Source organism: Sphingomonas sp. Y38-1Y (assembly GCF_032391395.1).
Lineage (GTDB): Bacteria > Pseudomonadota > Alphaproteobacteria > Sphingomonadales > Sphingomonadaceae > Sphingomonas.
Genome location: NZ_CP135916.1, coordinates 115,965 through 141,862, shown reverse-complemented (window position 1 = coordinate 141,862; position 25,898 = coordinate 115,965). Strand labels below are relative to the sequence as shown.

Sequence of the window (25,898 nt, the reverse complement as noted above, 5' to 3'; positions counted from 1 at the left end):
CGATAGGGGGAGGGCGGTCGCGGAGACAACCCGTTGATATCGCGTTTCCGGGCATGGGCCCGAAGATCGTGCCACCCCGCGGCCCGAGTGCGTCCTATCGCATGCGGGTCGACATCGCCCCCGTATCGAACCGCGGCGCCCGGTCGAAGGCGGCCGCGTCGAACGCCTTATCCGCAAAGACATAGTCGTAGTAGAATTCGCGAAGCCGGGTGTGAAAGGCGCGGATGCGATCCTGATAGGCGAGCTGCGCGGCAAGATCCGTCTCGGCGAGCCGCGTCAGCGCCGCTTGCACGCCGACGGAGGGCAAGAGCCAGCCGAGTGACCGAGCGGCGGCGTCGCGGCGCTCCAGCCCGGCGCGATAGGCCGCGACCTTTGCGGCGACATGCTCGTCGCCATTCTGGTGGAAGGCGAGGTACCATTTGTAGTGGAACGCGGTGCCGAGCGGCGCCGAGCCTGCCCACTCGGGATGGTTGGCATAGAAGCGGCGCATCGTCGCCTCGCGCGGGATGTCCCAGGCGTGGTTGACCGCCTCGCGCTGCGCGAGCGCGATCTCGGCGCCTTCGGTGACGGGCACCGCGCGGTCGATCGCGACGTTGGCGAGCGTGGGCACGATGAGGACGAGCAGCAGCCACGCCGCCGCCATCGTCGCGGCATTGGCGACCGAGCTCCAACGCAGCCGGCCGATCAGCGCCGCCAGCCCGATCCAGAACAGGAGATAGAGGGCGATCAGCGCCAACACGGCGAGGATCGCGAGCACGCCGACCCCCTCGACGATCGCGGCGACGAGGAATGGGAGCGCGAGCACGCTCCACAGCAGCGCCAGCCGCACGGCGGTGCGCCGTCGCCACAGCGCCGAACCGCCGCGCGGCAGCGCCTCCAGCGTCCGCGCACGCCCGGCCTCGCGCTCGCTGGAGACGAGGTCGTGGAAGAGCGCGACGACGAACAGCGGCGCGAGGAAGACGAGCACGAAAGCGAAGTCGAACCGGCCGGGCAGCGCCAGTTCGGGATTGAAGGTGTCGCCGTCATAGATCTGCGCCTCCAGCCCCAGCGCGCGGACGCGAAGAATGTAGGGCGACACGTCCCGCATCCCGAGCGCGGCGAAGGCGAGCGGAGCGGGCGCGTCCCAGGTCGGGTGGAAGCTGTAATAGGCGGCGCTGCCCGCATCCTGCGTCCGCCCGACATAGTCGGCGACGGCGCCGATATCCTCGGCCTGTGCGGCCGGGATGGCGGCGATCGCGGCGCGCTGGCGCGCGACCTCGGCCATGCCTGCGCCGAGTGCCGCGAAGGTCAGCGCGGCGAGCAGGACGAGTGCGAACAGGCTGAGACGCTGGCGCAGCAGCAGGCGGAGTTCGTGCGTGTAGAGGCTCATCGGCGGGCTCCCAGCCGGCGCGTGGCAAGGACAAGCAGCGCAGCCGCGGCGCCCAGCCAGAGGAGGATGGTGGCAAGCCCGGGCAGCGCTGCCCGGGCGAGCGTCGCGGGGGCGGGGGCTTCGAACGCGAAGTCGGGCATCGCTTGCCAATTGCCCGCATCCACCCGCTTGCGGCGGTCGGCGCCCGCATCGGTGGCGGTATCGTCGGCATAGCGGACCCCCTCCGCCTGCATGCGGTTGAGCCGCTGGACGAGGTCGTAGCGATAGGCCTCGGCCTGTTCGAGGAAGCGCTGGTGCCCGGCAAGGTCGGTGCCCGCCGCCGACATCGACATCGACCGCAGCGCGATCGCCGGGCTGGCGACGCTCGCCGCGTCGACCAGCGCGTTCTGCCGCGCCTGAGCCGCGAAACTCTCGCGCGAATAGCGGTCGAACAGCGCGGAGGTCATCCGCTCGCCCTCCAGCGCCAGCAGCCCCTTGTAGTTGACGGGCAGGTCCTCGACGCGGCCCACGCCGTAGCGCTGGAGCGTCGCGGCCTTGAACGCGGCGAAATGGGGATCGTCGGGATTGTGGCTGTCGCCCATCCGGCGAAGGTCGCGGGCGATCGCGACGTCGGTCTGGAGCCGGTTGCGAAGTGTGTGTGCCTGGCTCGCGACGTCGGGGGCGAGGCGGGGGACGAGGATCGTCGTCACCGCCCAGATCGCCACGAGCGCGAGCAGCGCATCGCGCCCGCGGCGCACGAGCGCCGACACCGCCAGGATCACGACCACCCACAAGGTAAGGTAGGCGAGATAGCCCGCCCCGATCACCAGCATCGGCAGCGCCGCCGCGCCGGGCTGCGCCGCGATGACGGCCAGGCCAACCAGCGCCGGCAGCGCGGCGGCGAGCGCGACGGTGCCGAGCGCGAGGAGCTTGCCCGCGATCAACTGCCCGCGCCCGACGCCCTGCAGCATCAACAGTCGCAGTGTGCCCCGCTCCCGCTCGCGCGCGACGGCGGCGAAGCCCAGGAAGACGAGCAGCAGCGGCGCGACGGTCTGGAGTACGAAGGCGGGCGAGAGCTGGCCGAAGCGGACGAGCAGCGAGCTTTGCCGCACGTCGCCGAAATTGGCGGTGTTCTGGCGATGCCCCTCCAGGAACATGCTGTTCCCCGTGAACGCGTCGACGCCGGGATCGAAGGCGGCGAGCGGTCCCAGCGGGCGGAAGATGAAGTTGCCGTAGTGGACGACGCGGTGCGGGTGGCGATCGGGTTGCGCGTCGAACGCCTCCGCCGCCGCCGCCTGGTGCCGGGCGCGCAGGTCGGCGATGCGCTGCTGGTGCGACCAGCTGCTGGCGATCGCGACCAGGGTGAGCAGCACCAGCAGCGCAAAGGCGATGACGGCGACGCGGTTGCGCAGCATCAGCCGCAGCTCGTCGCGGGCGATCAGGCGGACGGCGCTCATGCCGCGAGCCGCTCGCCGCCGAGCTGGAAACGGGCGTGAAGCGCGCGCACGTCGAAGCGATCGGGGCCGCTCGCCTCGACCGCATGGGCGACGCGGCCGCGCTCCAGGAACGCGATACGGTCGGCGACGTCGGCGGCGGAGAGCAGGTCGTGCGTCACCATCAGCACCGCCGTCCCGCGCTCGCGCACCGACAGGACCAGCGCGTTGAAATCGGCGGTCGCGCGCGGATCGAGGCCGGAGGTCGGCTCGTCGAGCAGCAGCACCGGCACCGCGCGGACGAGTGCGACGGCGATCGCGACCTTCTGGCGCATCCCCTTGGAAAAGCCACCGAGCCGGCGGTGCCATGCCGCTTCCTGAAGACCCGCGGCGGCGAGCGCATCGGTAATCGCCGCACGGTCGTACCGCTCCCCCGACAGCGCCAGGAGATAGTCGGCATTCTCGATCGCGCTCAGATGGTCGTAGAGCGCGACATTCTCGGGCAGATAGGCGATGCGTCGGCGCGCGGCGTCGGGGTCGGCGCCGGGATCGATGCCGCACACCGTGATGCTGCCCGCCTCGCTCCGCTCGAACCCGAGCAGCGCCGCCAGCGTTGTCGACTTGCCCGCGCCGTTGCCGCCGAGCAGCGCGGTGATGCTGCCCGCCGGCACGTCGAGCGACAGGCCGTCCAGCACGCGGTGCTCGCCATAGCTCAGCACAAGCGATTGAATCGAAATGGGCGCGTCGGTCGCTGAATGCATCGGTACCTCTCGAACGTTGCGGTGCCCCTAACCCGATCCGCTGTGATGATACAAGATATCATTGACGACGTTATAACGTCACGGCACAGGCGGCGTGAACGGCGGCCGGACTGGATCGGCCGCTTTCGATCGAATGGGGGAACTTCGATGCTGCGCCTTGTTTCGCGCGCCGGGCTGATGACGACGCTGGCCTTCGCCGCGCCCGCCTGGGCGACCGATCCGGCCGAAGAGCCGCCGCCCGCCGATCAGGAGATCACCGTCACCGGCGTGCGCCAGGCGTATCGCGGCGACTTCACGCTGGCCGAAATCCCGCAATCGATCGCGCAGATCGACGAGGCGGTGGTGAGGGAGAACAACTTCGTCCGGCTGGCCGACGCGCTCGACCTCAACGCCTCGGTGTCGCGCCAGAATTCGCTGGGCGGGCTGTTCGACAGCTTCGCCGTGCGCGGCTTCGCCGGCGACGAGAACATCCCGACCGGCTATCTCGTCAACGGCTTCAATGGCGGACGCGGGTTCGGCGGCCCGCGCGATGTCGCCGGAATCGAGCGGATCGAGGTGCTGAAGGGTCCCGCCGCCGCGCTGCTGGGTCGCGGCGAGCCCGGCGGCACCATCAACCTCGTCACCAAGCAGGCGGAGATCGGCCGCACCTTCGGCAGTGCGGCGGTTCAGGCCGGCAGCTTCGACCGCGTGCGGACGGAGGGCGACGTCAACCTGGCGCTGACCGGCGGGCTGACCGCGCGGCTGATCGGCTATGCCGAGGATGGCGACACATTCCGTGACCAGGTGCATCTGCGCCGCTGGGGGCTGCTCCCGTCGATCGGGCTGGCGATCGGGCCGGCGACGCGGCTGACCTACGACTTCGAATGGACGCGCGTCGAGACGCCTTTCGATCGCGGCATCGTCGTGCTGAACGGCGACTTCGACACCGTGCCGCGCGACCGGTTCCTGGGCGAGCCGGGCGATGGCGATCATGTCGCGCGCGCCACCGGGCACCAGCTTCGCGTCCAGCATGATTTCGGCAGCAACTGGAGCCTGCTGGTCGGCGCCAGCCTGCGCGACACGCTGCTGACCGGCTTCTCCTCCGATGCCGAGCTCGTGCCCTCGCGCCAGAAGATCTTCGTCGATGGCCGCTCGCTGTCGCGCCAGCGCCGGTCGCGCCGGTACGATTCGCGGCAATGGGTGATCCGCGCCGAGCTGTCGGGCGAGTTCGAGGTGGCGGGGCTGCGCAACCGCGTGCTGGTGGGCGCCGACCATGACCGCTTCGACAACGACCAGCAGTTCGGGCGTGTCCGGCCGGCGATCGTCACCGGCTCGACTACCGATCGTGCGGGCTATGTGCTCGACATCCTCGATCCGGTCTATGGCCGCTTTCCGCTGCCGACGCCGGGTCCGCAGAACGACCGGCTGGACGTCCAGCAATCGACCGGGCTGTTCGTTCAGGACCAGATCGAGCTGACCGACCGGCTCCAGCTCCGCATCGGCGGCCGCTATGACGATGTCAGCCTGCGCACGCTCAACCGCCTGACCGGCATCGACAGCCATCGCAGTGCCGGCCGCTTCAGCCCGCAGGCGGGCATCGTCTATCGCCTGAACGAGCCGCTGACGCTCTATGCCGCCTATGGCGAGGGGTTTCGCGCGAACATCGGCACCGACGTCACCGGCGCGATCTTCGATCCGGAGACGAGCCGGTCGAAGGAGGTCGGCGTCAAGCTGACGGCGCTGGGCGGGCGGCTGACCGGTACGCTGGCGGTGTTCCAGCTCGACAAGGCCAATGTGCTGGCGAGCGATACGGGCAACCCGGGCTTTTCCGTCGCGATCGGCAAGGCGCGCAGCCGCGGGATCGAGCTCGACCTCACCGGCCGGCTGCCGGGCGATGTCGAGGTGCTGCTGAGCTATGCCTATCTGGACGCGGAGGCGCGCTCGACGCTGCTCGAACCCAATTTCAACTTCCAGATTCGGCCCGGCGACCCGCTGGTCAACATTCCCGCCCACAACCTCAACGTGCAGGCGAGCAAGCGTTTCGCCATCGCCGGCCGCGATGCGCTGATCGGCGGCGGCATCCAGCATGTGGGTGAGCGGTCGGGCGAGACGGGGACGGCGTTCACGCTCCCCGCACACACGCTCGCAAGGGTATTCGGCGAGGTGGAGGCGATCGAGGGGCTGACGGTGTTCGCGTCGGTGCAGAACCTGTTCGACGCACGCTGGTACGCCAACAGCTATTCGCCCCTGTGGGTGCAGCCCGGCGCGCCGCGCACCGCCGCGATTGGACTGCGCGCGGCATTCTGATGGAGGCGATCCGGATGTCGAAGCTGGCGCCAGCATCCGGCGGCAGAGATTGCCCGCCGACCCTGCACCCGGTATTCTCACGCCAGCTGCGTGGAAGGAGGGGTCCACCTGTACGACGACCGGGTCCTGCTGGATCTCTACGCCGCCGCGGAGTCCGAGGCGCGGTGGACGCCCATGCTCGACGCGCTGTGCAGCGCGCTGTCGGTGCGAAGCGCCGTGGTGCAGGTCGTTCAAGAGGCGGCGCAGGCGAGCTGGGAAACCTGGACCGTGCGCGACACGCTGTCGACCGCCCATGCCGCGCGGCACGACAGCTATCTAAACCAGCCCGACAGCCCGCGCTATCAATTGCCGCCCGGCTATGTTCCCGGCATCGAGATTTCGAGCGACCAGCGCAGCTTCGGCTCGCAGTCGCGGCTGATCGACGACCTGCGCCGGCGGATGGCGCATGCGGACCTGGGTATCGGATTGTGGGCCTCGTTCCCGATCGGCGGCGATCGCACCTTTACGCTGCTGCTCCACCGCCATCCCGGCGACATGCGTGACCTGAGCGAGGCGGAGGAGGGCGATCTCGCGCGCCTGCTTCCCCACCTGCAACAGGCGGTGCGGCTGAGCGCGCGGATCGGCGCGCTTCAGGCGCGGGCTGACACGCTCGCTGCGGCATCCAGCCATGTGCAGGCAGGCCTGCTGCTCTGCGGCGCCGACCTTTCGATCGACTGGCGCAACGCGGCGGCGGTCCAGGTGCTCGCGCAGACCTCGCTGATCGCGCAGGTGGCGGGCAAGCTGCGCTGCGCGCGCCCTTGCGACAGCGAGCGGCTGCGCGGTGCGGCGCATGCGGTCGCGACCGGCGCGGCGCGCGTCGGCCGCGTCGTCCTGGTCGGGGACGACGGCGCGACGCTCCACCTGCGCATCGCGCCGACCGGCGACACCGTCGGCGCCTCGCCCGCGGGGACCGAGACGGCGCCGTTGTCGATCCTGCTGTCGCTGCCCGACAGCCCGACCCAGTTCGATGTCGAGGATCTGGCTGCGTTGTTCGACCTGTCGCCGGCCGAAGCGCGGCTGACCTCCGCGCTGGCGGGGGGTGCATCGATCACCGAATATGCGCTCGCGCGGGGCATCGCGACGGGGACGGCGCGGGTTCAGCTCAACCGCGTGCTGTCGAAGACGGGAACGCAGCGTCAGGCCGACCTAGTGCGGATCGTCCACGGGTCCGCCGCCCGGCGCAGCCTCGCCCCGCGATAAAGCAATGCCATATATCAAATGAGAGTCGCGGCGATCGCTCCGGCCGCTCTAATTCCTCCCCACGCACGCCGCGACAGCCTGAAAAGGGACGACGATCGCGCGGCGTGAGGGGAGGATCATGCGCCAGTCACTCATTCGTCTGCTGTCCGTTCGCCTGTTGTCGGCCGCCGCGATCGCCATCGCGGCACCCGCATCCGCACAGCAGCAATTGCCCGCGCCGCTTGCCGCCGGTGCCAAGTCCGACGTGCCCGTCGCGGTTCAGATCGCGCGCTGGCACATGCTCGACGGCGACATCAACACGCTGACCTTCCGCAGCATGGACACGCTGTTCACGACGCGGACCGTGGCGCGCAGCGGACCCGTCTGGCGCCTGCCGCGCGCCGACCATCCGCTCGACTTCACCTATCAGGTGAACGGACAGACCTATCGTGCGGACGACTTCCTGGAGCGCAGCTACACCAACGCGCTGCTCGTCATGAAGGACGGGCGCATCGTCAGCGAGATCTATCGCAACAATTCCAACGAGCGCACGCGGTTCATGGGCTGGTCGATGACCAAGTCGGTCACCTCGACGCTGGTCGGTGCGGCGCTGGAGGACAAGCTGATCGCCTCGCTCGACGATCCGATCACGCGCTATCTGCCGGAGCTTCGCGGCGGCGGCTATGACGGGACGACGATCCGCCAGATCCTCCAGATGCGCTCGGGCGTCGATTACGAGGAACGCTACGACTTCGCCAATCCGGGGATCGCGGCGACCAACCACATCAACGCGCTGGTCAAGAATGTCGCGCGCTTCGCCGACGTCGCGCGCACGATCAAGCGCGCGCACAAGCCGGGCGCGGTCTTCGCCTACAAGACGATCGACACCGCGGTGCTCGGCTGGCTGATCGAGCGCGTGTCGGGGGGCAGCGTCGCCGCCTACACCGCGCGCAAGCTGTGGGAGCCGCTGGGGGCGGAGGCGGACGGCTTCTACATCATGGACGGGGCGCCCGGGACGGGCCGCGAGTTCAGCGGCGCGGGCTTCAACGCCACGCTGCGCGACTGGGCGCGGTTCGGGCAGATGGTGCTGGGTGGCGGCATGGCCGATGGCCGGCGCGTCGTCTCGCCCCAATGGCTGACGATGGCGAGCGCGCCTGCCGCCGCGGAGGATGCGACCGGCGGCTATGGCATGCAGTGGTGGACGATGCCGAACACGCCCGCCTTCTCCGCGATCGGGCTTCAGGGGCAATATGTCTTCGTCGATCCGGCGACGCGCACCGTGGTGGTGAAGCTCAGCTACTTCCCGCCCGCCGAGGACGGCGCGTCGGCGGAGACGGCGGCCTTCCTTGCCGCGGCATCGGCCTGGACGCCGCGCTGACGGGCACGCGCCCGATACGAACAACGATAAGATCGAGGGGAGAGGACCGATGATCATCCGCACCAAGGCGGCGCTGGCGCTATTGCTCGGCACGACCGCCGTCCCGGCGCTGGCGCAGGAGGCCGCGTCGCCGCCAGCGCCCGAGACCACGCCCGAGGACCAGCTCCAGGACATCGTCGTCACCGCGCAGCGGCGCACCGAGCGGCTCCAGACCGCGCCCTTGTCGGCGACCGCGCTCGACGCCGACGCGCTGACCAAGAACGCCGTAACCAACCTTGCCGATCTCCAGACCGCGACGCCCGCCCTGTCGGTCACCAATGGCGGCATCATCCAGAACGTCAACATCCGCGGCATCGGCCTTGCCAGCGACAGCCCCAACGTGACCGCGGGCGTCGCCACCTATGTCGACGGCCTGTTCCAGCCGCCGATCGTCCAGGCGAACAGCTTCTACGATCTTGGCAGTGTCGAGGTGCTGCGCGGGCCGCAGGGAACGCTGGTCGGCTCGAACTCGACCGGCGGCGCGATCTTCATCAACTCGCGCAATCCCGACCTCGACGGCGGCATCGGCGGCTATGGCGAGATCGGCTATGGCAATTACGACGCGGTGACCGCGGAAGGCGCGCTCAACCTGCCCGTCAGCCAGACGCTGGGCGTGCGCGTCGCGGGCTTCTATCGCCGCCGCGACAGCTATTATCGCGACATCGGCCCGCTCGCCAACGACGCCGGGCGGCTGGACGAGAAGGGCGGGCGCGTGACTGTGCTGTGGCAGCCGGGCAGCTTCTCGGCGACGGCGAAGATCAGCCTGAACGACCGCGACACCGGCGGCTATCCCTATCGCCCGATCCCAGGCACGCGCTTTGCCGCGTACCGCGTCGGCGATATCCGCACGCTCAGCTTCGATAGCCCGACCGGCAATCGCGACCTCGGCTTCCAGGCGGGGCTGGAACTGCGGCAGGAGCTGGCGAACGGCATCGTCCTGCGGTCGCTGTCGGGCTATCAGAACAAGCGGATCAAGAACCTGCTCGACATCGACGGATCGCAGGCGCCGGTCGAGGTCGGCGGCAACACCTTCCAGGACTATTTCGCGGGCGAGAAGCAGTACAGCCAGGAGATCAACATCATCTCTCCGACCGACGGCGCGTTCGACTGGATCGTCGGTGGCTATTTCCAGCGGAACGACATTCGCGTGCGCATCTTCGAACGGCAGGGCGGCTTCCCGACCGATATCACCCCCGACAACCAGCGAACGACGACGGGCGTGTTCGCGCAGGGCAATTACCAGCTGACCGACGCGGTCGAGCTCCAGGTCGGCGGCCGCTATTCGACCTACAAGGCGACCGGATCGGGGTTCGTCACGATTGGTCGCGGCATTCCGGGCTTCCCGCCGGACGGCGTGCCCGTCGCCGACCTGTCGGGCGAGCATGACGATGCGCGCTTCACCGGCAAGGCGGCGCTCAACTGGAAGGTCGACGCCGACAATCTCGTCTATGCCCTCGTCGCGCGCGGCTACAAGCCGGGCGGGTTCAACTCGACCTCGTCGGAGTTCGATCCGGAAACGGTGATGAGCTATGAAGCGGGGTGGAAGTCGAGCTTCTTCGGCGAGCGCGTCCGCACGCAGCTGTCCGCCTTCTACAACAAGTACAAGGGCTTTCAGTTCAACGTCGTCGAGCCGAGCACCGGGTTCAACGGGGTCGAGAACATTTCCGACGTGACGATCAAGGGGTTCGAGGCGCAGGTCCAGGCGCGCGTGCGCGGGTTCGGCTTCGACGCCAACGTCGCCTATGTCGACTCCAACCTGGCGAGCGTCACCTTCGTCAACACGCGCAACCTGCCGGCGGGGACGCTGGGGCCGCAATGCCCGGCCGGGACGGCCTCCAACCCGCCGCTCTGCTTCGACTATGCGCCCTTCATCCAAGTGTCGGGGGACGGCCCCAACCTCTATGCGCCCGAATGGACGTACAATCTGGGTGTCGATTATCGCATCCCGGTCGGGCGGGGCACGCTGACGCCGCGCGTCAACTACGCCTATGTCGGGCCGCAATTCACCTATCTCGGCTATTCGCCGATCAGCGACCGGATCGATGGCCGCGGCCTGCTCTCCGCGCTGGTGACGCTCGACATGGGGGAGTGGCAGGTCACCGCCTATGGCACCAACCTGACCGACAAGGACTATGTCAGCGGACAGTTCGGCTCGAACGAATTCTATGGTTCGCCGCGCGAATATGGCGTGCGCGTGCGGCTGGCGTTCTAGGCGGGAAGCGAAGCGCCGCGCCTGAAGGACGCGGCGCTTCGTGGTCTCATTCCGCGGTTTCGGCCGGCGCCTTGCGCGCGCGCTTCGGCTTGGCGTCGTCGGTCGCCGGCGCGGCGGCCTTGGCCTGGCGACCCTTCGAGCCCAGCCCGATCTTGTGCGCCATCGCGCGGCGCGATTCCGAATAGCTCTGCGCCACCATCGGATAGTCGGACTTGAGGTTGTAGCGGTCGCGATACTGTTCCGGCGTTAGGCCATGGCGCGACAGGTGGCGGCGAAGCGTCTTGTACGGCTTGCCGTCGATCATCGAGATGATGTGGTCGGGCGAGGCGAGCGACTTGCGCGCGGACACCGCCGGGACATGCTCTTCCGAGCCCGTCGCTTCGCCGCCGGCATCGCCCGCCACCGGGCTTCCCGACAGCTCGCTGATCGTGCTGTGCATCTGGCGCAGGAAGACGGGGACGTCGTCGGCCGCCACGCGATTGTTCTGGTTGCCCAGCCAAGCAATCGTCAACTCGGTCGCAAGCTCGACCGCGTTCAACTTGACGTCTTCCTCTGCCATATGCCTCTCCTGTCTTTCGTTGTGACCCAATGCTGATGGCGCATCATTTGATCCAAACGAAACAACTTTCAAGCGTCGATCAACGATTTGATTGAAAGTAAATGGTTGATGGCCGTCGATCCTGATCGTCCCGCCGGCCCAGTTTCGATCTTAGCGATCTCGACGATCTTCAGTCGATCGCGCAAGCTTCGGCAAGATCGCCGGTTCGCCAGAAACGATCCATGATGCTGAAGCGGCGTTCGTTGTTCTTTTCGGCGCCGCGCGCAAATCGTCAGTTGTCCGCTGAAATAGCTTCCGCCGGCGCGGCGACCTGGGTTCGCTGCGACAACGCTGTCCGCATCACGGGGATCGGCGGGGTGGGAGAGTGATTTACGCTAAAAACGTTCACACGCGTGAGAGTGAATGTTGACAGTGCCCGGTGGATATGGTTTCATCCTGCCAGACACGCTGCGCATCGAAGCGGCGGGCAGGGAGAGGAATATGCGAGGGATCTATCTCGCGTCGGCGTGCGCCGGCGCCATTGCGCTCAGCGGAACCATGGCCTCGGCGCAGACGGTGATCTCGCCCGCCGCACCCACATCCTCGACCACGCCGCCGCCGCTGGGCCAGGAGGCCGAGGATCGTGGCGACGACGTGATCGTCACCGCCACCCGCCGCGCCGAGCGCATCCAGGACGTGCCGCTCAGCATCACCGCCTTCCAGCAGGAAGAGCTGACAGAGAAGGGCATCGTCGGGTTCGAGGGGATTGCGCGCGAGACGCCGGGCGTCATCCTCAATCGCCCGACTCAGAACTTCAACAACTTCACCGCGCGCGGCATCGCCACCAACGGCTACAACGCCAACCTGCAAAGCTCGGTCGCGGTCTATATCGACGAGCTGCCCGTCTCGACGATCGGCAACACGACCGTGGTCGATCCCAACCTGTTCGACGTCGAACGGGTCGAGTTCCTGCGCGGGCCGCAGGGGACGCTGTTCGGGTCGGGGTCGCTGTCGGGCGCGATGCGCATCCTGACCAAGAGCCCCGACCTCGACAATTTCGACCGTTCGGCGCTGGTCGACCTGGGCCTGACCGGCAAGGACAGCTTCCGCCAGCGCTACAACGCGATGCTCAACGTGCCGATCGTCACCGACAAGCTCGCGCTGCGTGCGGTCGGCTTCTATCGCAACGAAGAGGGCTACCTCGACAACGTCGGGACGGGCGTGAAGAATTCGAACACGCTGATCGACTGGGGTGGCCGCCTGATCCTGTTGTTCAAGCCGACCGAGCGGCTCGGCATCCGGCTGCTCGCCTCGTACGAGGACAGCGATCCCAAGGATTCGTCGCTGACCAGCCCTTCGCTCGGCCGCGAGAAGCGCATTTCGGACCAGCCCGACCGCTTCACCGGCAAGCAGCAGATCTACAATGCGACGCTCGACTATGAATTCGACTTCGCCAAGCTGACGAGCTCGTCGACCTATTCGGATTTCGACCAGCGCTTCTATCTCGACTTGGCCGGCACCTTCCCGCGCGGCAGCTTCCCCGGCGCGCCGATCGCCTTCGGGCTCGACGCCGACGCCTATGACAAGGTGTTCGTGCAGGAAACGCGGCTCGCCTCGACGCTGGGCGGCAATTTCGAGTTCGTGCTCGGCGGCTTCTATCTCAACCGCCGCCGCGACGTCGATTATTTCTACCGCTCCTCGCCCGAGTTTCTCGCTGCGCGCGGGCTGACGGGGCTGCCTGACCAATATTATCAGAAGCAGTACACGCATCAGATCAGCGAGGAGCTGGCGGGCTTCGGCGAGCTCACCTATCGCTTCTCGCCCAAGTTCTGGCTGACCGGCGGCGCGCGCTATGCTCGCATCTCGGCACAGGGCTTCACGGAGGAGGGGGGCTATCTGGCCGCCTTCGTCATCCCGCCCGCGCCCGGCTTTGCGGGGCTCAACCTCAACTATTTCGGGCTTGCGCTCGGCAACGTGCGCAACGTGCGCTTCAACAGCTTCCCCGCCTATCAGGCGGTCGAGGGGGTCAAGGCGGTCGGCAAGAAGCCGTCATGGAAGGCGAGCGCCACCTATAAGCCCAGCGACGCGATCACCACCTATGCCACCTTCTCGACGGGCTTCCGCGCTCCGATCGTCAACGCGTTCGCCGGCCGCGCCAGCGTCGTCAACCAGAACGACATCATCATCCCCAACGGCGCGGAATCCGACGATCTCAAGAGCTACGAGATCGGGGCCAAGGGCTCGTTCCTGGGCGGGCGGGTGACGATCAACGCCGCGGCGTACCTGATTGACTGGAGCAACATCCAGGCACAGGCCAATCGCGTCTCGGACTCGGTGCAGTTCGCGACCAACATCGGCGCGGCGCGCAGCAAGGGGTTCGAAGTCGAGATGGGCGTCGTGCCCGTCACCGACGTCTTCATCGGCCTCAACGCCGCCTACAACGACGCCAAGATCACCGAACTGACGGCGGCGGAGGCGGCGATCTCGGGCGCAGTGCTCGGGCACCGGCTGTCGGCGCCGCGGCTCCAAGGTGCGATCTTCACCTCGATCGGCTTCGACCTGGGCAATGCGACCAAGGGGACGCTGGCGGTCAACGCGCAGTATGTCGGGTCGTACAACAGCTCGTTCCCGAACACGCCGGGCCTGCCCAATGTCCGCCTGTCGACGTTCGGACAGACAGACGAATATGTGAACACCAACATCAGCTTCGGCATCAAGCGCGGGCCGCTGTCGGCACAGGCCTATGTCGAGAACGTCTTCGACGATCATTCGATCGTCTACATCCACCCGGAAGCGTTCCTCGTCAGCCGCTTCGGCACGCTCAGGCCGCGCACCATCGGCATCCGCCTCGGCTACGGGATTTGAGGCGGTGGCGACCGCCGCCCCCGCTCTCGTCCCGCCGCACGGCGCCCGGCGGCCGGGCGTCGTGCTCGCCGCACTGACTTTCGTCTATGTCCTCAACTTCCTCGACCGGCAGCTGATCGGCATCCTCGCCAAGCCGATCCAGGATGCGCTGGCGATCAGCGACGGCCAGCTCGGGCTGATCGGCGGGCTCTACTTCGCGATGTTCTATTGCTTCATTGCGATCCCGGTCGGCTATCTCGCCGATCGGACGAGCCGGGTGGGCGTGCTCTCGCTCGCCTGCGCGATCTGGAGCGGGGCGACGGTCGCGTGCGGGATGGCGGCCAACTACACGCAGCTCGTCGTCGCGCGGATGGTGGTGGGGTTCGGCGAGGCGGGGGGCGTGCCCCCCTCCTACGCGATCATCACCGACACCTATCCCGCCGGGCGACGCGGCGCAGCGTTCGGCATCTATAACATGGGGCCCGCGATCGGCGCGGCGGCGGGGGTCGCGTTCGGCGCCACCATTGCGGAGCGCTTCGGCTGGCGCGCGCCGTTCATCGTCGTCGGCGTGATCGGCATCGTCACCGCGCTGGTCGTCCGCCTGATCGTCCGCGAGCCCGAGCGCGGCGCCACCGACGGCGCCGCGACGGTACCCGCCGACAAGGCGCGCTTCTGGCCGACGCTCCGCATGTTCTTCTCGAACCCGGTCCTCTTGCTCGCCGCGCTCGGCAGCGGCGCGACGCAGTTCGTCACCTATGGCCTCGGCAATTTCGCGGTGCTGTTCCTGATGCGCGACAAGGGGATGGCGCTGGGTGAGGTTGCGATCTGGTATGCGCTGGTCCTGGTCGTCGGCATGGGCGGCGGCATGGCGCTGTCGGGCCGGGTGATCGACCGGATGACCCGCCGCTCGCGCGCGGGTTATGCGATCGCGCCCGCGGCATCGCTGGCGATCGCGATGCCCTTCTACATCGCCTTCGTCTGGGCGCCGGGCTGGGGCTTTGCGCTCGCGCTGCTCGGTGTCGTGATGGTGTTCAACTATTTCTACCTCTCGGCGTCGGTCGCGCTGGTGCAGGAAGAAGTGCGGCCCGATCAGCGCGTGCTGTCGGGGGCGCTGTTGCTGCTCGTCATGAACTTCATCGGCCTGGGGCTCGGGCCGACCTGGGTGGGCTTCGCCAGCGACGCGTTCCGCGCGTCGGGCGCGGCCCAGCCGCTCCAGTCGGCGCTCTTCACGCTGACTCCCTTCTACCTGATCGCCATCGCCCTCTTCCTCCTGCTCGCGCGCCGGCTGGCCCGCGAAACCCGGAGCCACGCATGAAACGCCTGATCCTCGCCGCGCTGCTGGGCGCGGCCTCGCCAGCGCTCGCCCAGACCGTGACGGCCCCGGCCGGCACGATCGAGGGCAGCAGCGAACGCGGCCTCAACGTCTTTCGCGGCATTCCCTATGCCCAGCCACCCGTCGGCGAACGCCGCTGGAAGCCGCCGGTGCCGCTCGCGCCCTGGACGGGCGTGCGCAAGGCGGCGGCGTTCGGCCCCGCCTGTGTCCAGCCGCGCATCAATGCCGGCATCTATGCCAACCCGCCGCAGCGGATGAGCGAGGACTGCCTGACGCTCAACGTCTGGGCACCGAAGGATGCCAAGGGCCTGCCGGTGATGGTCTGGATCCACGGCGGCGCGCTGCTGACCGGCTACAGCCACGAGCCGATCTACGACGGGGCGCGGATGGCGGCCAAGGGGATGATCGTCGTCTCGATCAACTACCGCCTCGGCATCCTGGGCTTCCTCGCGCATCCGGAGTTGAGCGCGGAGGCGGCGGACGGCGTGTCGGGCAATTACGGCATCCGCGACCAGATTGCGGCGCTCGAATGGGTCAAGCGCAACATCGGCGCGTTCGGCGGCGATCCGGCCAAGGTGACGATCGCGGGCGAGAGCGCCGGCGGGCTCAGCGTCCTCTACCTGATGGCGAGCCCTGCCGCGCGCGGGCTGTTCGGCCAGGCGATCGCGCAGAGCGCCTACATGATCTCCTCGCCCGAGCTGAAGGCGGCGGCGCACGGCACGCCCTCGGCCGAAGCGGCGGGCAGCGCCGTTGCAGCGGCGATCGGTGCGCCCGACCTCGCGGCGCTGCGCGCGATGGATGCCGAGACGCTGACCGGACAGGCCGCGGCCAAGCTCTATGGCCCGCAGGCGACGGTCGACGGCAAGATCCTGACGCGCCAGCTCGCCGAGACGTGGGATCGCGGCGAACAGGCGCCGGTGCCGGTGATCGCCGGCTTCAACGCGGGCGAGATCCGCTCGCTGCGCGTCCTCCTGCCACCCGCGCCCGCCAACGCCGCGGCGTACGAGGCGACGATCCGCGAACGCTATGGCGACCTCGCCGACACGTTCCTCCGCCTCTATCCGGCGAGCGACATCGGCGAGAGCATGCTCGCCACGACGCGCGACGCGCTCTACGGCTGGACGTCGCAGCGGCTGGCGATCGGTCAGACCGCGATCGGCCAGCGCGGCTATCTCTATTATTTCGACCATGGCTATCCCGCTGCCGACAGCGCGGGCCTCCATGCCTTCCACGCGGCGGAGCTTCCCTATGTGTTCGGCACGGCGGGGAACACGCCCCCTTATTGGCCCAGGATCCCCGACACGCTGGCCGAGCGGCGGCTGTCGGACGCGATGCTGTCGCACTGGACGCAGTTCGTGAAGACCGCCGAGCCGGGCGCGGACTGGCAACCCTATGGCAAGGCCGCCAACTACATGGCCTATGCCGCGCAGCCGGCGCTTCGCCAGAAGCTGCTGCCCGGCAGCTTCGCCCTGCACGAGGCGGCGGTTTGTCGCCGCCGCGTCGCCGGGAACGCGCCGTGGAACTGGAACACCGGTGTGATCTCGCCCGTGCTCAAGCCGGTGGCGGGTTGCCGATGATCGACGGGACGATGCAGGACTTCGCGCTGACGCTCGACCGGTTCCTGCGACACGCCGCCAAATGGCACCCCGATGCGGAGGTCGTGACCGCGCGGGCGGGCGGGGGCAGCGACCGCATCGGCTATGCCGCGCTCAAGGATCGGGCGACGGCAGTCTCCTCGGTGCTGGCCGGGCTGGGTGTGGCGGCGGGGGACCGGGTGGCGACGCTCGCCTGGAACAGCGCCGCGCATGTCGAGGCATGGTACGGCGTCATGGGCATGGGCGCGGTCTGCCACACGCTCAACCCGCGCCTCACCGCCGAGCAGCTTTCGGCGATGGTCGACCAGTCGGGCGCGCGCGTCCTGATCGTCAGCGCCGACCTGCTGTCGCTCGCCAATGGGATCGCGGCGCAGGCGAGGACGATCGCACACGTGCTGACGATCGATGGCGAGGCGGGGACGCCGCTCGAGCCGATGATCGCCGATGCCGCGCGCGACGCGGTCTGGGGCGAGTTTCCGGAAACGGCGCCGTCCGGGCTGTGCTTCACCTCCGGCACGACGGGCGCGCCCAAGGGCGTCACCTACACGCATCGGTCGAGCTTCCTCCACACGCTTCGGCTGCTCCAGGTCGACGGCATGGCGATCTCAGCGACCGACACGGTGCTGGCGGTGGTGCCGATGTTCCACGCCAATGCCTGGGGCCTGCCCTTTGCCGCGCCCGCGGCGGGCGCGCGGCTGGTGCTGCCCGGCCGCCAGGCCGATGGCGCCAGCCTCGCGCGGCTGATCGCCGAAGAAGGCGTGACGGTGTCGGTCGGCGTGCCGACGGTCTGGCTGGGGCTGGTCGAGCATCTCGATGCGGTCGGCGGCGACCTGCCCTCGCTCAAGCGCGTGATCGTCGGCGGTGCGCCGCTGCCGCCCGCGCTGATGGAGCGGATCGAAATGCGGCTGGGGGTCGAGGTGCAGACGAGCTGGGGCATGACCGAGCTGTCGCCATCGGGCACCGTCGCACGCTTCGGGGACGCCGGCCGCGCCGCGTCGGTGTCCGGCCGCCCCGCGATCGGCGTCGACCTGCTGCTGACCGATGCCGAGGGCCGCGCGCTTGCCGAGCAGCGGGAGGTCGAGGGGCATCTGCGCGTTCGCGGGGCCGCGGTGGTCGATCGTTATTTCGGGCAAATCGAAAGCGCGGCCGACGCCGATGGCTGGTTCGCGACCGGCGATTTGGCGCGCATCGACAGGCACGGCAACCTCACCATCACCGGCCGTGCCAAGGACCTCATCAAATCGGGTGGCGAGTGGATCAATCCCGCCGAGATCGAGGCGGTGGTGGGCGCGCTGCCCGGGGTGTCGCTCGCCGCGGTGATCGCGCGGAGCGATGCGAAATGGGGCGAGCGGCCGATCCTGCTGGTCGAGATGAGCGACGAGGCGGTCAGCGACTCCGCGCTGCTCGGCTCGCTGAAGGGACGGGTGGCGCCGTGGTGGGTGCCCGATGCGGTGGTGCGGCTCGCCGCCATGCCGCTCGCGCCGACGGGCAAGATCGACAAGATCCGATTGAGGCGGGATCATGGCGCCGCTTGAGCGCGCGCCCGCCCGCTTGACGCCTGTTGCCGGCGGCACGACTAACGATGCCGTGCCAGAAACCGCAAAAGCCCCCCGCCGCTCCAAAAAGGCCGAGCAGCGCGCCGAGACGATGGAGCAGATCCTCGACGCGGCCGAGTATCTGTTTTCCAAGCATGGCCTGCACGGCGTCACGCTGAAGGACGTCGCCAAGCGCGTCGGCGTTCACCACACGCTGCTGAACTATTATTTCTCGGACAAGACGACGCTGTTCGACGCGGTCTTCTCGCGCAGGGCGGTGGTGACGAGCCAGCGGCGGATGGAGGCGCTCGACCGATACGAGGCGGAATGCGCCGGCAAGCCCAGCGTCGAGGGGGCATTGCGCGCGTTCCTCGACACCGACCTCGACCTCTATATCGAGGGGGGCGAGGGCTGGAAGAACTACGCCGCGCTCGGCGCCCAGGTCGCCAATACCCCCGAATGGGGGGCCGAGCTGATGGACGAGCATTTCGATCCCGTCGTCCTCCGGCTGATCGCGCTTTTGAAGCAGGCGCTGCCCGACTGCGCGGAGGCGGACATCTTCTGGGGCTATCACTTCGTCACCGGTGCGCTGATGCTGACGCTGGCGCGCACCGGGCGCATCGACAAGCTGTCGCACGGCGTCTGCAAGTCCGACGATTTCGTCGCGGTGAAGGACCGGATGGCGAGCTTCATGGCGGCCGGGTTCGAGCAGATCTGCAAGCGGGCAGGCTAATTCACTCTCTTGATAGTGAGCGTTTGGCGCGATAAGCTGGCGCAAAGATCGAGAGAGGGGATTGCCAGTGAAGCTTAGGGATCGGGTCGCCATCGTCACCGGTGCGGGCGGCGGGCTGGGACGCGCGCACGCGCTCTATCTGGCGGGACAGGGCGCCCGACTGGTCGTCAACGACGTGTCCGAAGCGAATGCCGCCGCCGTCGCCGCCGAGATCGAGGCAGCCGGGGGCGAGGCGATCGCGGTTGCCGCATCCGTCACCGACGAAGCCGCGGTCGGCCAGATGGTCGAGGCGGTGCTCGCCCGCTGGGGCAAGGTCGACATCCTGGTCAACAACGCCGGCATCCTGCGCGACAAGAGCTTCGCCAAGATGAGCATGGACGATTTCCGCCTGGTGCTCGACGTACACGTCATGGGCGCCGCGATCTGTACCCAGGCGGTGTGGGAGCCGATGCGAGAGGCGCGCCACGGCCGCATCGTCATGACCACCTCGTCGTCCGGCCTCTACGGCAATTTCGGCCAGTCGAACTATGGCGCGGCGAAGATGGCGCTGGTCGGGCTGATGCAGACGCTGGGGATCGAGGGCGAGAAATACGGCATCCGCGTCAATTGCCTCGCCCCCACCGCCGCGACGCAGATGACGCACGGTGTGCTCGGCGACGAGAGCCTGCGGTCGCTCGCGCCCGCGCTGGTCAGCCCCGGGCTGCTCGCGCTGGTCGGCGACGATGCGCCGACGCGTGCCATCCTGTGCGCGGGCGCCGGGCATTTCGCCGCGGCGCACGTCACGCTGACCGAGGGTATTCAGGTCGGCGACCCGGCAGATGCCGGCGAGCGCGTGACGGCAAGCTGGGACCGCGTCACCGACCGCCGCGACGAGATCGTCCCCGGCTACGGCTTCGTCCAGGCCGAGCGCGAGATCGCCGCGGCGCAGGCGGCGCTGACGACCTGTTGAACACAGGTCATCGCGCCGAAAGCACGGCGGCGATCTTCTCGATCTCGTCCTTCCGGAGATGCGACGCCAGCGCCTTCATCTTGCCGGTTTCGAGCACCTCGACGATCGTGGCGATCACGGGCTAGTCGCGCGTTCGCGCCTTCTTCGCCGGTCGAGAGCCGCACTGGCTCTCCGGAAAGTCAGCGCGACAGAGGGAACGCGTGACGCTCACTCCCGGACGACAGCCGCGGTCGTTTTGTCTTACTCACAACGCTGCAACATCGGTTGATGGCGACGTCGTCGGCCTTGCGGTGCTGCGTCAGACAGCGTCGACTCGATCGAAGCCTTTGACCCCGCGGCTTCGAACAACCGGAACGTACGGATTTCGTCTGGACCGGACGGGATGCTCTACGTCGCGAAGGATGAGACGCGGAACCCGCCCGGGCTGGGTTCAGGTCATCGCCCGTGCCAGCATCGGCGTCGTCGACTTGCCTGTAGCCGACGTTCCAGGATGCCGGCGTTCGCGGCGATGCCGTGCTGCGTACAAGGCGGCGGGAGGCTGCAATTGCGTCGGACCTCCCGCAGCGGTTGGAGGCCATGGGGCAACATGACAGTCCTAATCGTCGACGCCGAACCGAAACCCTAAGCCTATCTGCGTAAAGGCATGTTGGAAGAAGGCTGCACCGTCGAGGTGGCTTCTACCGGTCCGGACGGCCCGGCGGTCAGACGCTCCGCTTCCTGCGTCGGGCTCGAGCGGCGGCCCAGCGTGTGCGCCAGAAGGAATAGACCGCGAGGCTGCCCAACAGCGTCAGGGCGAGGCCGGTCAGGCTCAGCGCCAGTTTCCACAGGATGCCGCCGGTCTTGGCTGCGTGGATGGGATAGAGCTTCTCGCGGATCGACGCGGCGGTCCCGCCGGTCGCCGGATCGGCGGTGCCGACGATCGCCAGCGTGACGGGATCGGCATAAACGAAGGTTCGCCCGTTCGGCGTCCATTCGAATGACTGGCGAAGCCTCAGGATCAGCGGCGCGCCTGCCTTCCTGGGCCATTGCAGGCGACGCAGTTCGGCATGCGGGAACCGCTTGAGCGCGGCGGCGAACAGCGGCGCGGGATCGCGACGGGCGACTGTGGAGGACGCGGCCTGGACTTGCGGGGGACGCGCCCGCGCTTCCGCGATCAGAGAGCCGCCGAGAGCGGGGAAGACCATGAGTACGCCCGTGACCAGCGAGACGATCAGCAACGGCGCGGTGACGACGCCGATGTCGCGGTGGTGATGGACGATGGCGCCCGGTTTCATCGTCGCCGGCCACACCCTTGGCCGAAAGCGACGACGCACTCGCCACCACAGGATGATCCCGGTCACGACGAAGCCGAGGCCGATCAGGCCCGCGATGCCCGTGACGATCTCACCGGTATCGCCCATCAACAGGCGATGATGGAGGTCGAACAGCCAGAGTTCCGGCCGCTGCCACGACGCGGTCCAGCGGGCGACGATCTCTCCCGACTGGCTCAGATAGGCGCCGCTGCCGTCCGCGAAGATCGCCTGATGCACGCCAAGGCCGTCGCCGGCAAAGGTGATGCGATCGACCGGCGCCGGTCCGTCCGCCAGCCGCTCCACGACCCTCGCCACGGCTGCCGCATTGGATCGTGCGGGATCATCGGCATGCGCGACGAAGGTCAACTCGTCGCGCCAGACGAGCAGCGTTCCCGTCAGCCCCAGCAGCGCGAGCAGCAGGCCGCCGATCGCGCCGATCCAGCGATGCAGCAGGGAGAGCGTGCGCATCAAAAGCCGGCTTGCCAGCTCAGCGTGAAGTTGCGGCCGCGTCCGGTGTAGAAGCGGGCATTGTCGGTCGGCCCCTGCGTGTCGCTGTAATAGGTGACATAATCGGCATCGGCGATGTTCTGCACGCTCAGCATCACTCGTCCGATCGAGAGATCATAGGCCACATAGGCGTCAAACAATTGGTAGCCCGAGAAATCGTTGGCGATCGGCTGCCCCTCGAACCGGCGCGACAGATAGTAGCGGCCCTGCACGCGCGCACTCAGGGGGCCGCGATTGTAATCGACGTTGAGGTTGAGCCGGTCCGGCGAGATGTTGGCTCCGTCCAGATCGGCGTCGAGGATGCCGTCGGCGTTGGTGTCGGTACGTCCGGTGACGTGGCTGTAGCCGGTTCCGACCCTGAGCCCCGGCAACGGAATGCGCACGTCGAGGTTGAGTTCCAGCCCGTCGATGTCGATCGGTTGGCGCACGACGTTGAAGATGCCGTCGTCGTTGCGGACCAGCACCTGTCCCGCCACGCTCGACGACCGATAATAGGTGCCGCTGGCGATCAGCGGCCCGCGCGTCACCTCGACCCCCACCTCGCGATTGTTCGAGATGACGGGGGTCAGGTCGAGGAAGTTGTCGATGCGGATGTTCGGCTGGCTGATCCCGCGCAGCACCCGGCCGATGTCCGCGATCGTATAGCCCTCGGCATAGCTGCCATAGGCGCGGATGCCTGTCACCGGCTCCAGCACCACGCCGCCGTTCCACAGCGCGCGATCGAAGGACGGCTTGCCCCCGGTCACGAACCGCGCATTGGCCGTCGCCAGCGTCGTATAGTCGGGGATGTCGAGCTGCACATTCTCGTACCGCACGCCGCCCGCGAGCCGGACGACGCCGTCGAACAGCTTGAGGTTGCCTTGCGCAAACGGCGCCAGGCTGCGAAAATCGGTCTGTGGAACCCAGGTCCGGTCGGTCTGGACGAGCGTCTGGGCGGTGCGGTCGAGCAGCGCGTCGAAGCCGGCGGTGAGCGTCAGCGCCTCGAAGCCGGGCACGGCGCGTTCGTAGCTGACCTTGCCCCCCAGCTTTCGCGAGACGTTGCGCGACTGGTCGAACAGCGTCCCGACCGGCGCGATCCGTGCGTCCTGGAACGTCGCGAGGATGCCGCCGGCGAACGTATCGCTGGTGCGATTGTAGAAGCCCTGGAGCGTGAACGCGCCGCCGCCCAGATCGCTGTCTGTCAGCGAGGCCGAGACCATCTGCGCGACGCCGGTCGAAGGTTGTCCCGGCGTCTGTCCGCGACGGGTGGTGGCCGGGATGCCGCGCACGCGGCTGCCGTCGACCGGCACATAATGGTTGTTGCCCTGGAGCCGGAAGCGATTGGCGATGACCTCGAACCGGGCAGTGGACGACAAGTCGAACCCGGCGCGGCCGAAGAACGAGAGCGTGTCGGTATCCTGGATTTCACTCTGATTGCCGTCATAGCCGACGCGCCGTCCGCGACCATCGAGGAAGACGCCGCGCCGCTCAAATGCGACGCCGCCGGTCGCATCGAACCGGCCGCTGCGGAAATTGAGGAGGCCAGCCACCTTGCCGCCGAGCGAAGCGCCCGAAAAATCGTCGCCAGCATTGCCCTGAAGCAGCGTTCGTCCGCTCCAGCCATCCCCCTTGGGCGCGCTCACCGTCACCTGATTGACGACGCCGCCGGTCGCGCCGATGCCCTGGAGCGCATTGGACCCGTAGATGACCTCGATGCGGTCGATGAAGAAGGGGTCGATCGTATAGCCGTCGCGCGCGCCGTCCCGGATCGGCGTCGTTTGCGGGATGCCGTTGATGGCGTAGAGCGGCGACCGACCGCGCAGCGTCTCGCCGACACCGGTGATTTTCTCGCGCGTGGGCGAAAAGGCGGGCAGGAGCGCGGAGACGGCGTCGACCACCGATCCCGACACCGTGACCTGGCGCGCCAGCGTCTCCCGATCGATGATGTCGACCGTCAGCGGCAGCGCGCTGACCGGCAGGTTGGTGCGCGCGGCGGTGATGACGATCTCCTGGCGCTGGCCGGTCGCCGCGTCGTCGCGCTCCGGCACATCCTGTGCGATCGCGCCGCCGGCCCAGGCGCTAGACAGCATCAAGGCGCCAAGTACGAACTTCATGCTCTTCCCCTTTGCGGGGGGCGGATACAAAGCCGGCGCTTGATTTGCAACCGGTTCGCAATAGCGTTTGCCGGGTTTGTCGAGCGATCAGCATTGCGCTCTGCCGGCTAGCCTTGGTTGCCTCAGGTTTGAAACGATAAGGGGCGCCGGTCTGCCTGGCGGTCTGGGCGCGAGCGAGACCCACTCAGCTAAAGCGGCTGAGCAGGGTCCTTCCCGGTTCGTCGATCATATCGACGCGAAGTCTTCGTAATTTCCGCTCGGGGCGGCGCGGTCGATCAATCTGGAGAGCAGCGCGACCGACTCTTCCATGCCTTCGCGGTCGCCGATGAAGGACCGGCCCATCGTCATGCCGCGGATCGCCCACACGATCAGCCGGATCGCCGCCATGTCTAGTTTCTTGCCGCCGATGCGATGCAGGAAGTTGATCGCCCCGGCACGCTCGACCTCTGCCTGCATGGGCATCACCAGGGCCGCGAGTTCGGGATCGCTGCGAGAGGCGACCAGGATCTCCAGCACGGCGACGCCCGACGATCGCGAGAAGACGTCCCACAACAGCGCCGGCCAGTCCGAAATGCGCGATCCGGTGTGCGCCTGCTCCATCAGGTCGCGGAAGATCAGCGTTTCCTGATCGAAGACCCAGCGCACCACTTCCGCCATGAAGGCGGCGCGGGTGTTGAAGTGATGGGTGATGGCGCCGCGGCTGACCCCGGCTTCGTCCGCGATCGACGCGTTGTTGGCGCCGGCATAGCCATGGCGATCGATCATCGTCACGGCCGCCGCGAACAGCGCTGCCCGCGTGTCCGCGGTGCGCTGTTCCTGCGTGCGCCGTACACCCCGTTTGGGTTGCGGATCCGGTCGGCCGGCTGTGGTCATCAGCATGGTCTAGGTCAGTCCGTCCGTCGGCGAAACCTTCGTCGTCGCGGCGGAAGACGCGACCGCCACGATCGCGTCGACGACTTCTGGCACCAGCGCGTCGGGCAGGTCGTGGCCCATGCCGGCGACTTCGATCATCCGCGCGCCCGGGATGTTCGCTGCCGTGTCGCGACCGGCTTCGATCGGCACGAGCGGATCGACGGTGCCGTGGATGACGACGGTTGGCGCCTTGATGGCGCGAAGCAGCGCGCGCCGATCCCCCGACGCGACGATCGCCGCGGTCTGCCGGGCGATGCCGGCGGGATGATAGCCGCGACGATAATCTTTGATCGCGGCGACGCGGCGCACGGCCCGATCGATCGGATAGCCGGGGCTGCCGAGCGTCTCGCCGCCGATCACGGCGCGCTCGACGATCGCGGCTTCGTCGGCGGGGTCGGGGCGCTCCGACGACAACAGTGCCAGCGCGGCTTCGGAGGCGCGGGGCAGGGCAGGGTTGCCGGACGACGACATGATCGAGGTGAGCGACAGGACGGCGTCCGGGTGTTTTGCGGCGAGGATTTGGGCGATCATGCCGCCCATCGATCCGCCGACCACATGCGCCTGTTCGACGCCGAGCGCCCGGAGCAGCGCGATTGCGTCCTCGGCCATGTCGGCGAGCGTGTAGGCGACCGGCGCGGTGCCGCCGTGCAGCATCGCCGCCATCACCGCGGGCAGGTCGGGCGCACCGGCGTCGTCGAGCCGGCTGGACAGGCCGACGTCCCGATTGTCGAACCGGATGACGCGGAAGCCGTGACCGACCAGCCCGTCGATCAGTCCCTGTGGCCACCGCGTCATCTGGGTGCCCAGGCCGATGATGAGCAGCATCGCAGGGCCGTCGGCGGGGCCGCTGATGGCATATTCGAACTCGAGGCCGTTCGCGGCGATACGCATG

18 protein-coding genes are annotated in these 25,898 nt (G+C 68.2%); 10 read left to right on the top strand and 8 right to left on the bottom strand.

Translation table 11 applies throughout. The features are described from left to right. Positions 1-94: 94 nt before the first annotated feature. The 3 genes from RS883_RS00670 to RS883_RS00660 are packed head-to-tail and all read right to left on the bottom strand — an operon-like array spanning position 95 to position 3,542. The gene (locus RS883_RS00670; RefSeq protein WP_315761674.1) at positions 95-1,369 is read right to left on the bottom strand and encodes a DUF3526 domain-containing protein; all 1,275 of its coding nucleotides are present in this window, start codon (positions 1,367-1,369) and stop codon (positions 95-97) included. Further along, positions 1,366-2,805: an ABC transporter permease gene (locus tag RS883_RS00665; RefSeq protein ID WP_315761672.1), complete on the bottom strand. Its 1,440-nt coding sequence runs from the start codon at positions 2,803-2,805 to the stop codon at positions 1,366-1,368. Before RS883_RS00665 ends, RS883_RS00670 begins: the two co-directional genes overlap by 4 nt. Then, entirely contained in the window at positions 2,802-3,542 is a 741-nt protein-coding gene (locus RS883_RS00660) for an ATP-binding cassette domain-containing protein (RefSeq protein WP_315761670.1), read from the bottom strand. The genes RS883_RS00665 and RS883_RS00660 overlap by 4 nt, the downstream gene beginning before the upstream one ends. 147 nt (positions 3,543-3,689) lie before the next feature. Here RS883_RS00660 and RS883_RS00655 point away from each other — a divergent pair, with 147 nt between their 5' ends. The 4 genes from RS883_RS00655 (at position 3,690) to RS883_RS00640 (ending at position 10,675) form a co-directional block, all read left to right on the top strand. After that, positions 3,690-5,828: a TonB-dependent siderophore receptor gene (locus RS883_RS00655; RefSeq protein ID WP_315761668.1), complete on the top strand. Its 2,139-nt coding sequence runs from the start codon at positions 3,690-3,692 to the stop codon at positions 5,826-5,828. A 90-nt stretch (positions 5,829-5,918) separates the two neighbouring features. After that, positions 5,919-7,067, top strand: coding sequence for a hypothetical protein (locus RS883_RS00650; protein WP_315761666.1), 1,149 nt, complete (start codon positions 5,919-5,921; stop codon positions 7,065-7,067). A 118-nt stretch (positions 7,068-7,185) separates the two neighbouring features. Beyond that, a complete protein-coding gene (locus RS883_RS00645; RefSeq protein ID WP_315761664.1) occupies positions 7,186-8,424 on the top strand; it encodes a serine hydrolase in 1,239 nt (412 codons plus the stop codon). A gap of 49 nt (positions 8,425-8,473) precedes the next feature. Continuing rightward, entirely contained in the window at positions 8,474-10,675 is a 2,202-nt protein-coding gene (locus RS883_RS00640; RefSeq protein WP_315761662.1) for a TonB-dependent receptor, read from the top strand. Positions 10,676-10,721: 46 nt separating this feature from the next. Here RS883_RS00640 and RS883_RS00635 read toward each other — a convergent pair whose 3' ends face one another. After that, positions 10,722-11,234 (bottom strand): MucR family transcriptional regulator, encoded by a 513-nt coding sequence (locus RS883_RS00635; RefSeq protein ID WP_315761660.1) that lies wholly within the window; start codon positions 11,232-11,234, stop codon positions 10,722-10,724. A gap of 480 nt (positions 11,235-11,714) precedes the next feature. Here RS883_RS00635 and RS883_RS00630 point away from each other — a divergent pair, with 480 nt between their 5' ends. From RS883_RS00630 to RS883_RS00605, 6 genes are all read left to right on the top strand, one after another. After that, positions 11,715-14,078: a TonB-dependent receptor gene (locus RS883_RS00630; protein WP_315761658.1), complete on the top strand. Its 2,364-nt coding sequence runs from the start codon at positions 11,715-11,717 to the stop codon at positions 14,076-14,078. Between the two features lie 4 nt (positions 14,079-14,082). Next, the gene (locus RS883_RS00625; protein ID WP_315761656.1) at positions 14,083-15,372 is read left to right on the top strand and encodes an MFS transporter; all 1,290 of its coding nucleotides are present in this window, start codon (positions 14,083-14,085) and stop codon (positions 15,370-15,372) included. Next, a complete protein-coding gene (locus RS883_RS00620; RefSeq protein ID WP_315761654.1) occupies positions 15,369-16,967 on the top strand; it encodes a carboxylesterase/lipase family protein in 1,599 nt (532 codons plus the stop codon). The genes RS883_RS00625 and RS883_RS00620 overlap by 4 nt, the downstream gene beginning before the upstream one ends. Further along, complete coding sequence (locus RS883_RS00615) at positions 16,964-18,520, top strand: AMP-binding protein (RefSeq protein ID WP_315761652.1); 1,557 nt, start codon at positions 16,964-16,966, stop codon at positions 18,518-18,520. Before RS883_RS00620 ends, RS883_RS00615 begins: the two co-directional genes overlap by 4 nt. 52 nt (positions 18,521-18,572) lie before the next feature. Beyond that, positions 18,573-19,253, top strand: coding sequence for a TetR/AcrR family transcriptional regulator (locus RS883_RS00610; protein WP_315761650.1), 681 nt, complete (start codon positions 18,573-18,575; stop codon positions 19,251-19,253). A 61-nt stretch (positions 19,254-19,314) separates the two neighbouring features. Then, entirely contained in the window at positions 19,315-20,202 is an 888-nt protein-coding gene (locus RS883_RS00605) for an SDR family NAD(P)-dependent oxidoreductase (RefSeq protein ID WP_409977369.1), read from the top strand. Between the two features lie 701 nt (positions 20,203-20,903). Here the strand turns inward: RS883_RS00605 and RS883_RS00600 are convergent. The 4 genes from RS883_RS00600 to RS883_RS00585 all read right to left on the bottom strand — a co-directional run bounded on the left by RS883_RS00600 (position 20,904) and on the right by RS883_RS00585 (position 25,897). After that, a complete protein-coding gene (locus RS883_RS00600) occupies positions 20,904-21,962 on the bottom strand; it encodes a PepSY-associated TM helix domain-containing protein (RefSeq protein WP_315761646.1) in 1,059 nt (352 codons plus the stop codon). Beyond that, positions 21,962-24,094, bottom strand: coding sequence for a TonB-dependent receptor (locus tag RS883_RS00595; RefSeq protein ID WP_315761644.1), 2,133 nt, complete (start codon positions 24,092-24,094; stop codon positions 21,962-21,964). The genes RS883_RS00600 and RS883_RS00595 overlap by 1 nt, the downstream gene beginning before the upstream one ends. A 225-nt stretch (positions 24,095-24,319) precedes the next feature. Continuing rightward, the gene (locus RS883_RS00590; protein WP_315761642.1) at positions 24,320-24,967 is read right to left on the bottom strand and encodes a TetR/AcrR family transcriptional regulator; all 648 of its coding nucleotides are present in this window, start codon (positions 24,965-24,967) and stop codon (positions 24,320-24,322) included. Between the two features lie 9 nt (positions 24,968-24,976). Continuing rightward, positions 24,977-25,897: an alpha/beta hydrolase gene (locus RS883_RS00585; protein ID WP_315761640.1), complete on the bottom strand. Its 921-nt coding sequence runs from the start codon at positions 25,895-25,897 to the stop codon at positions 24,977-24,979. Between the last annotated feature and the right edge of the window lies 1 nt (position 25,898).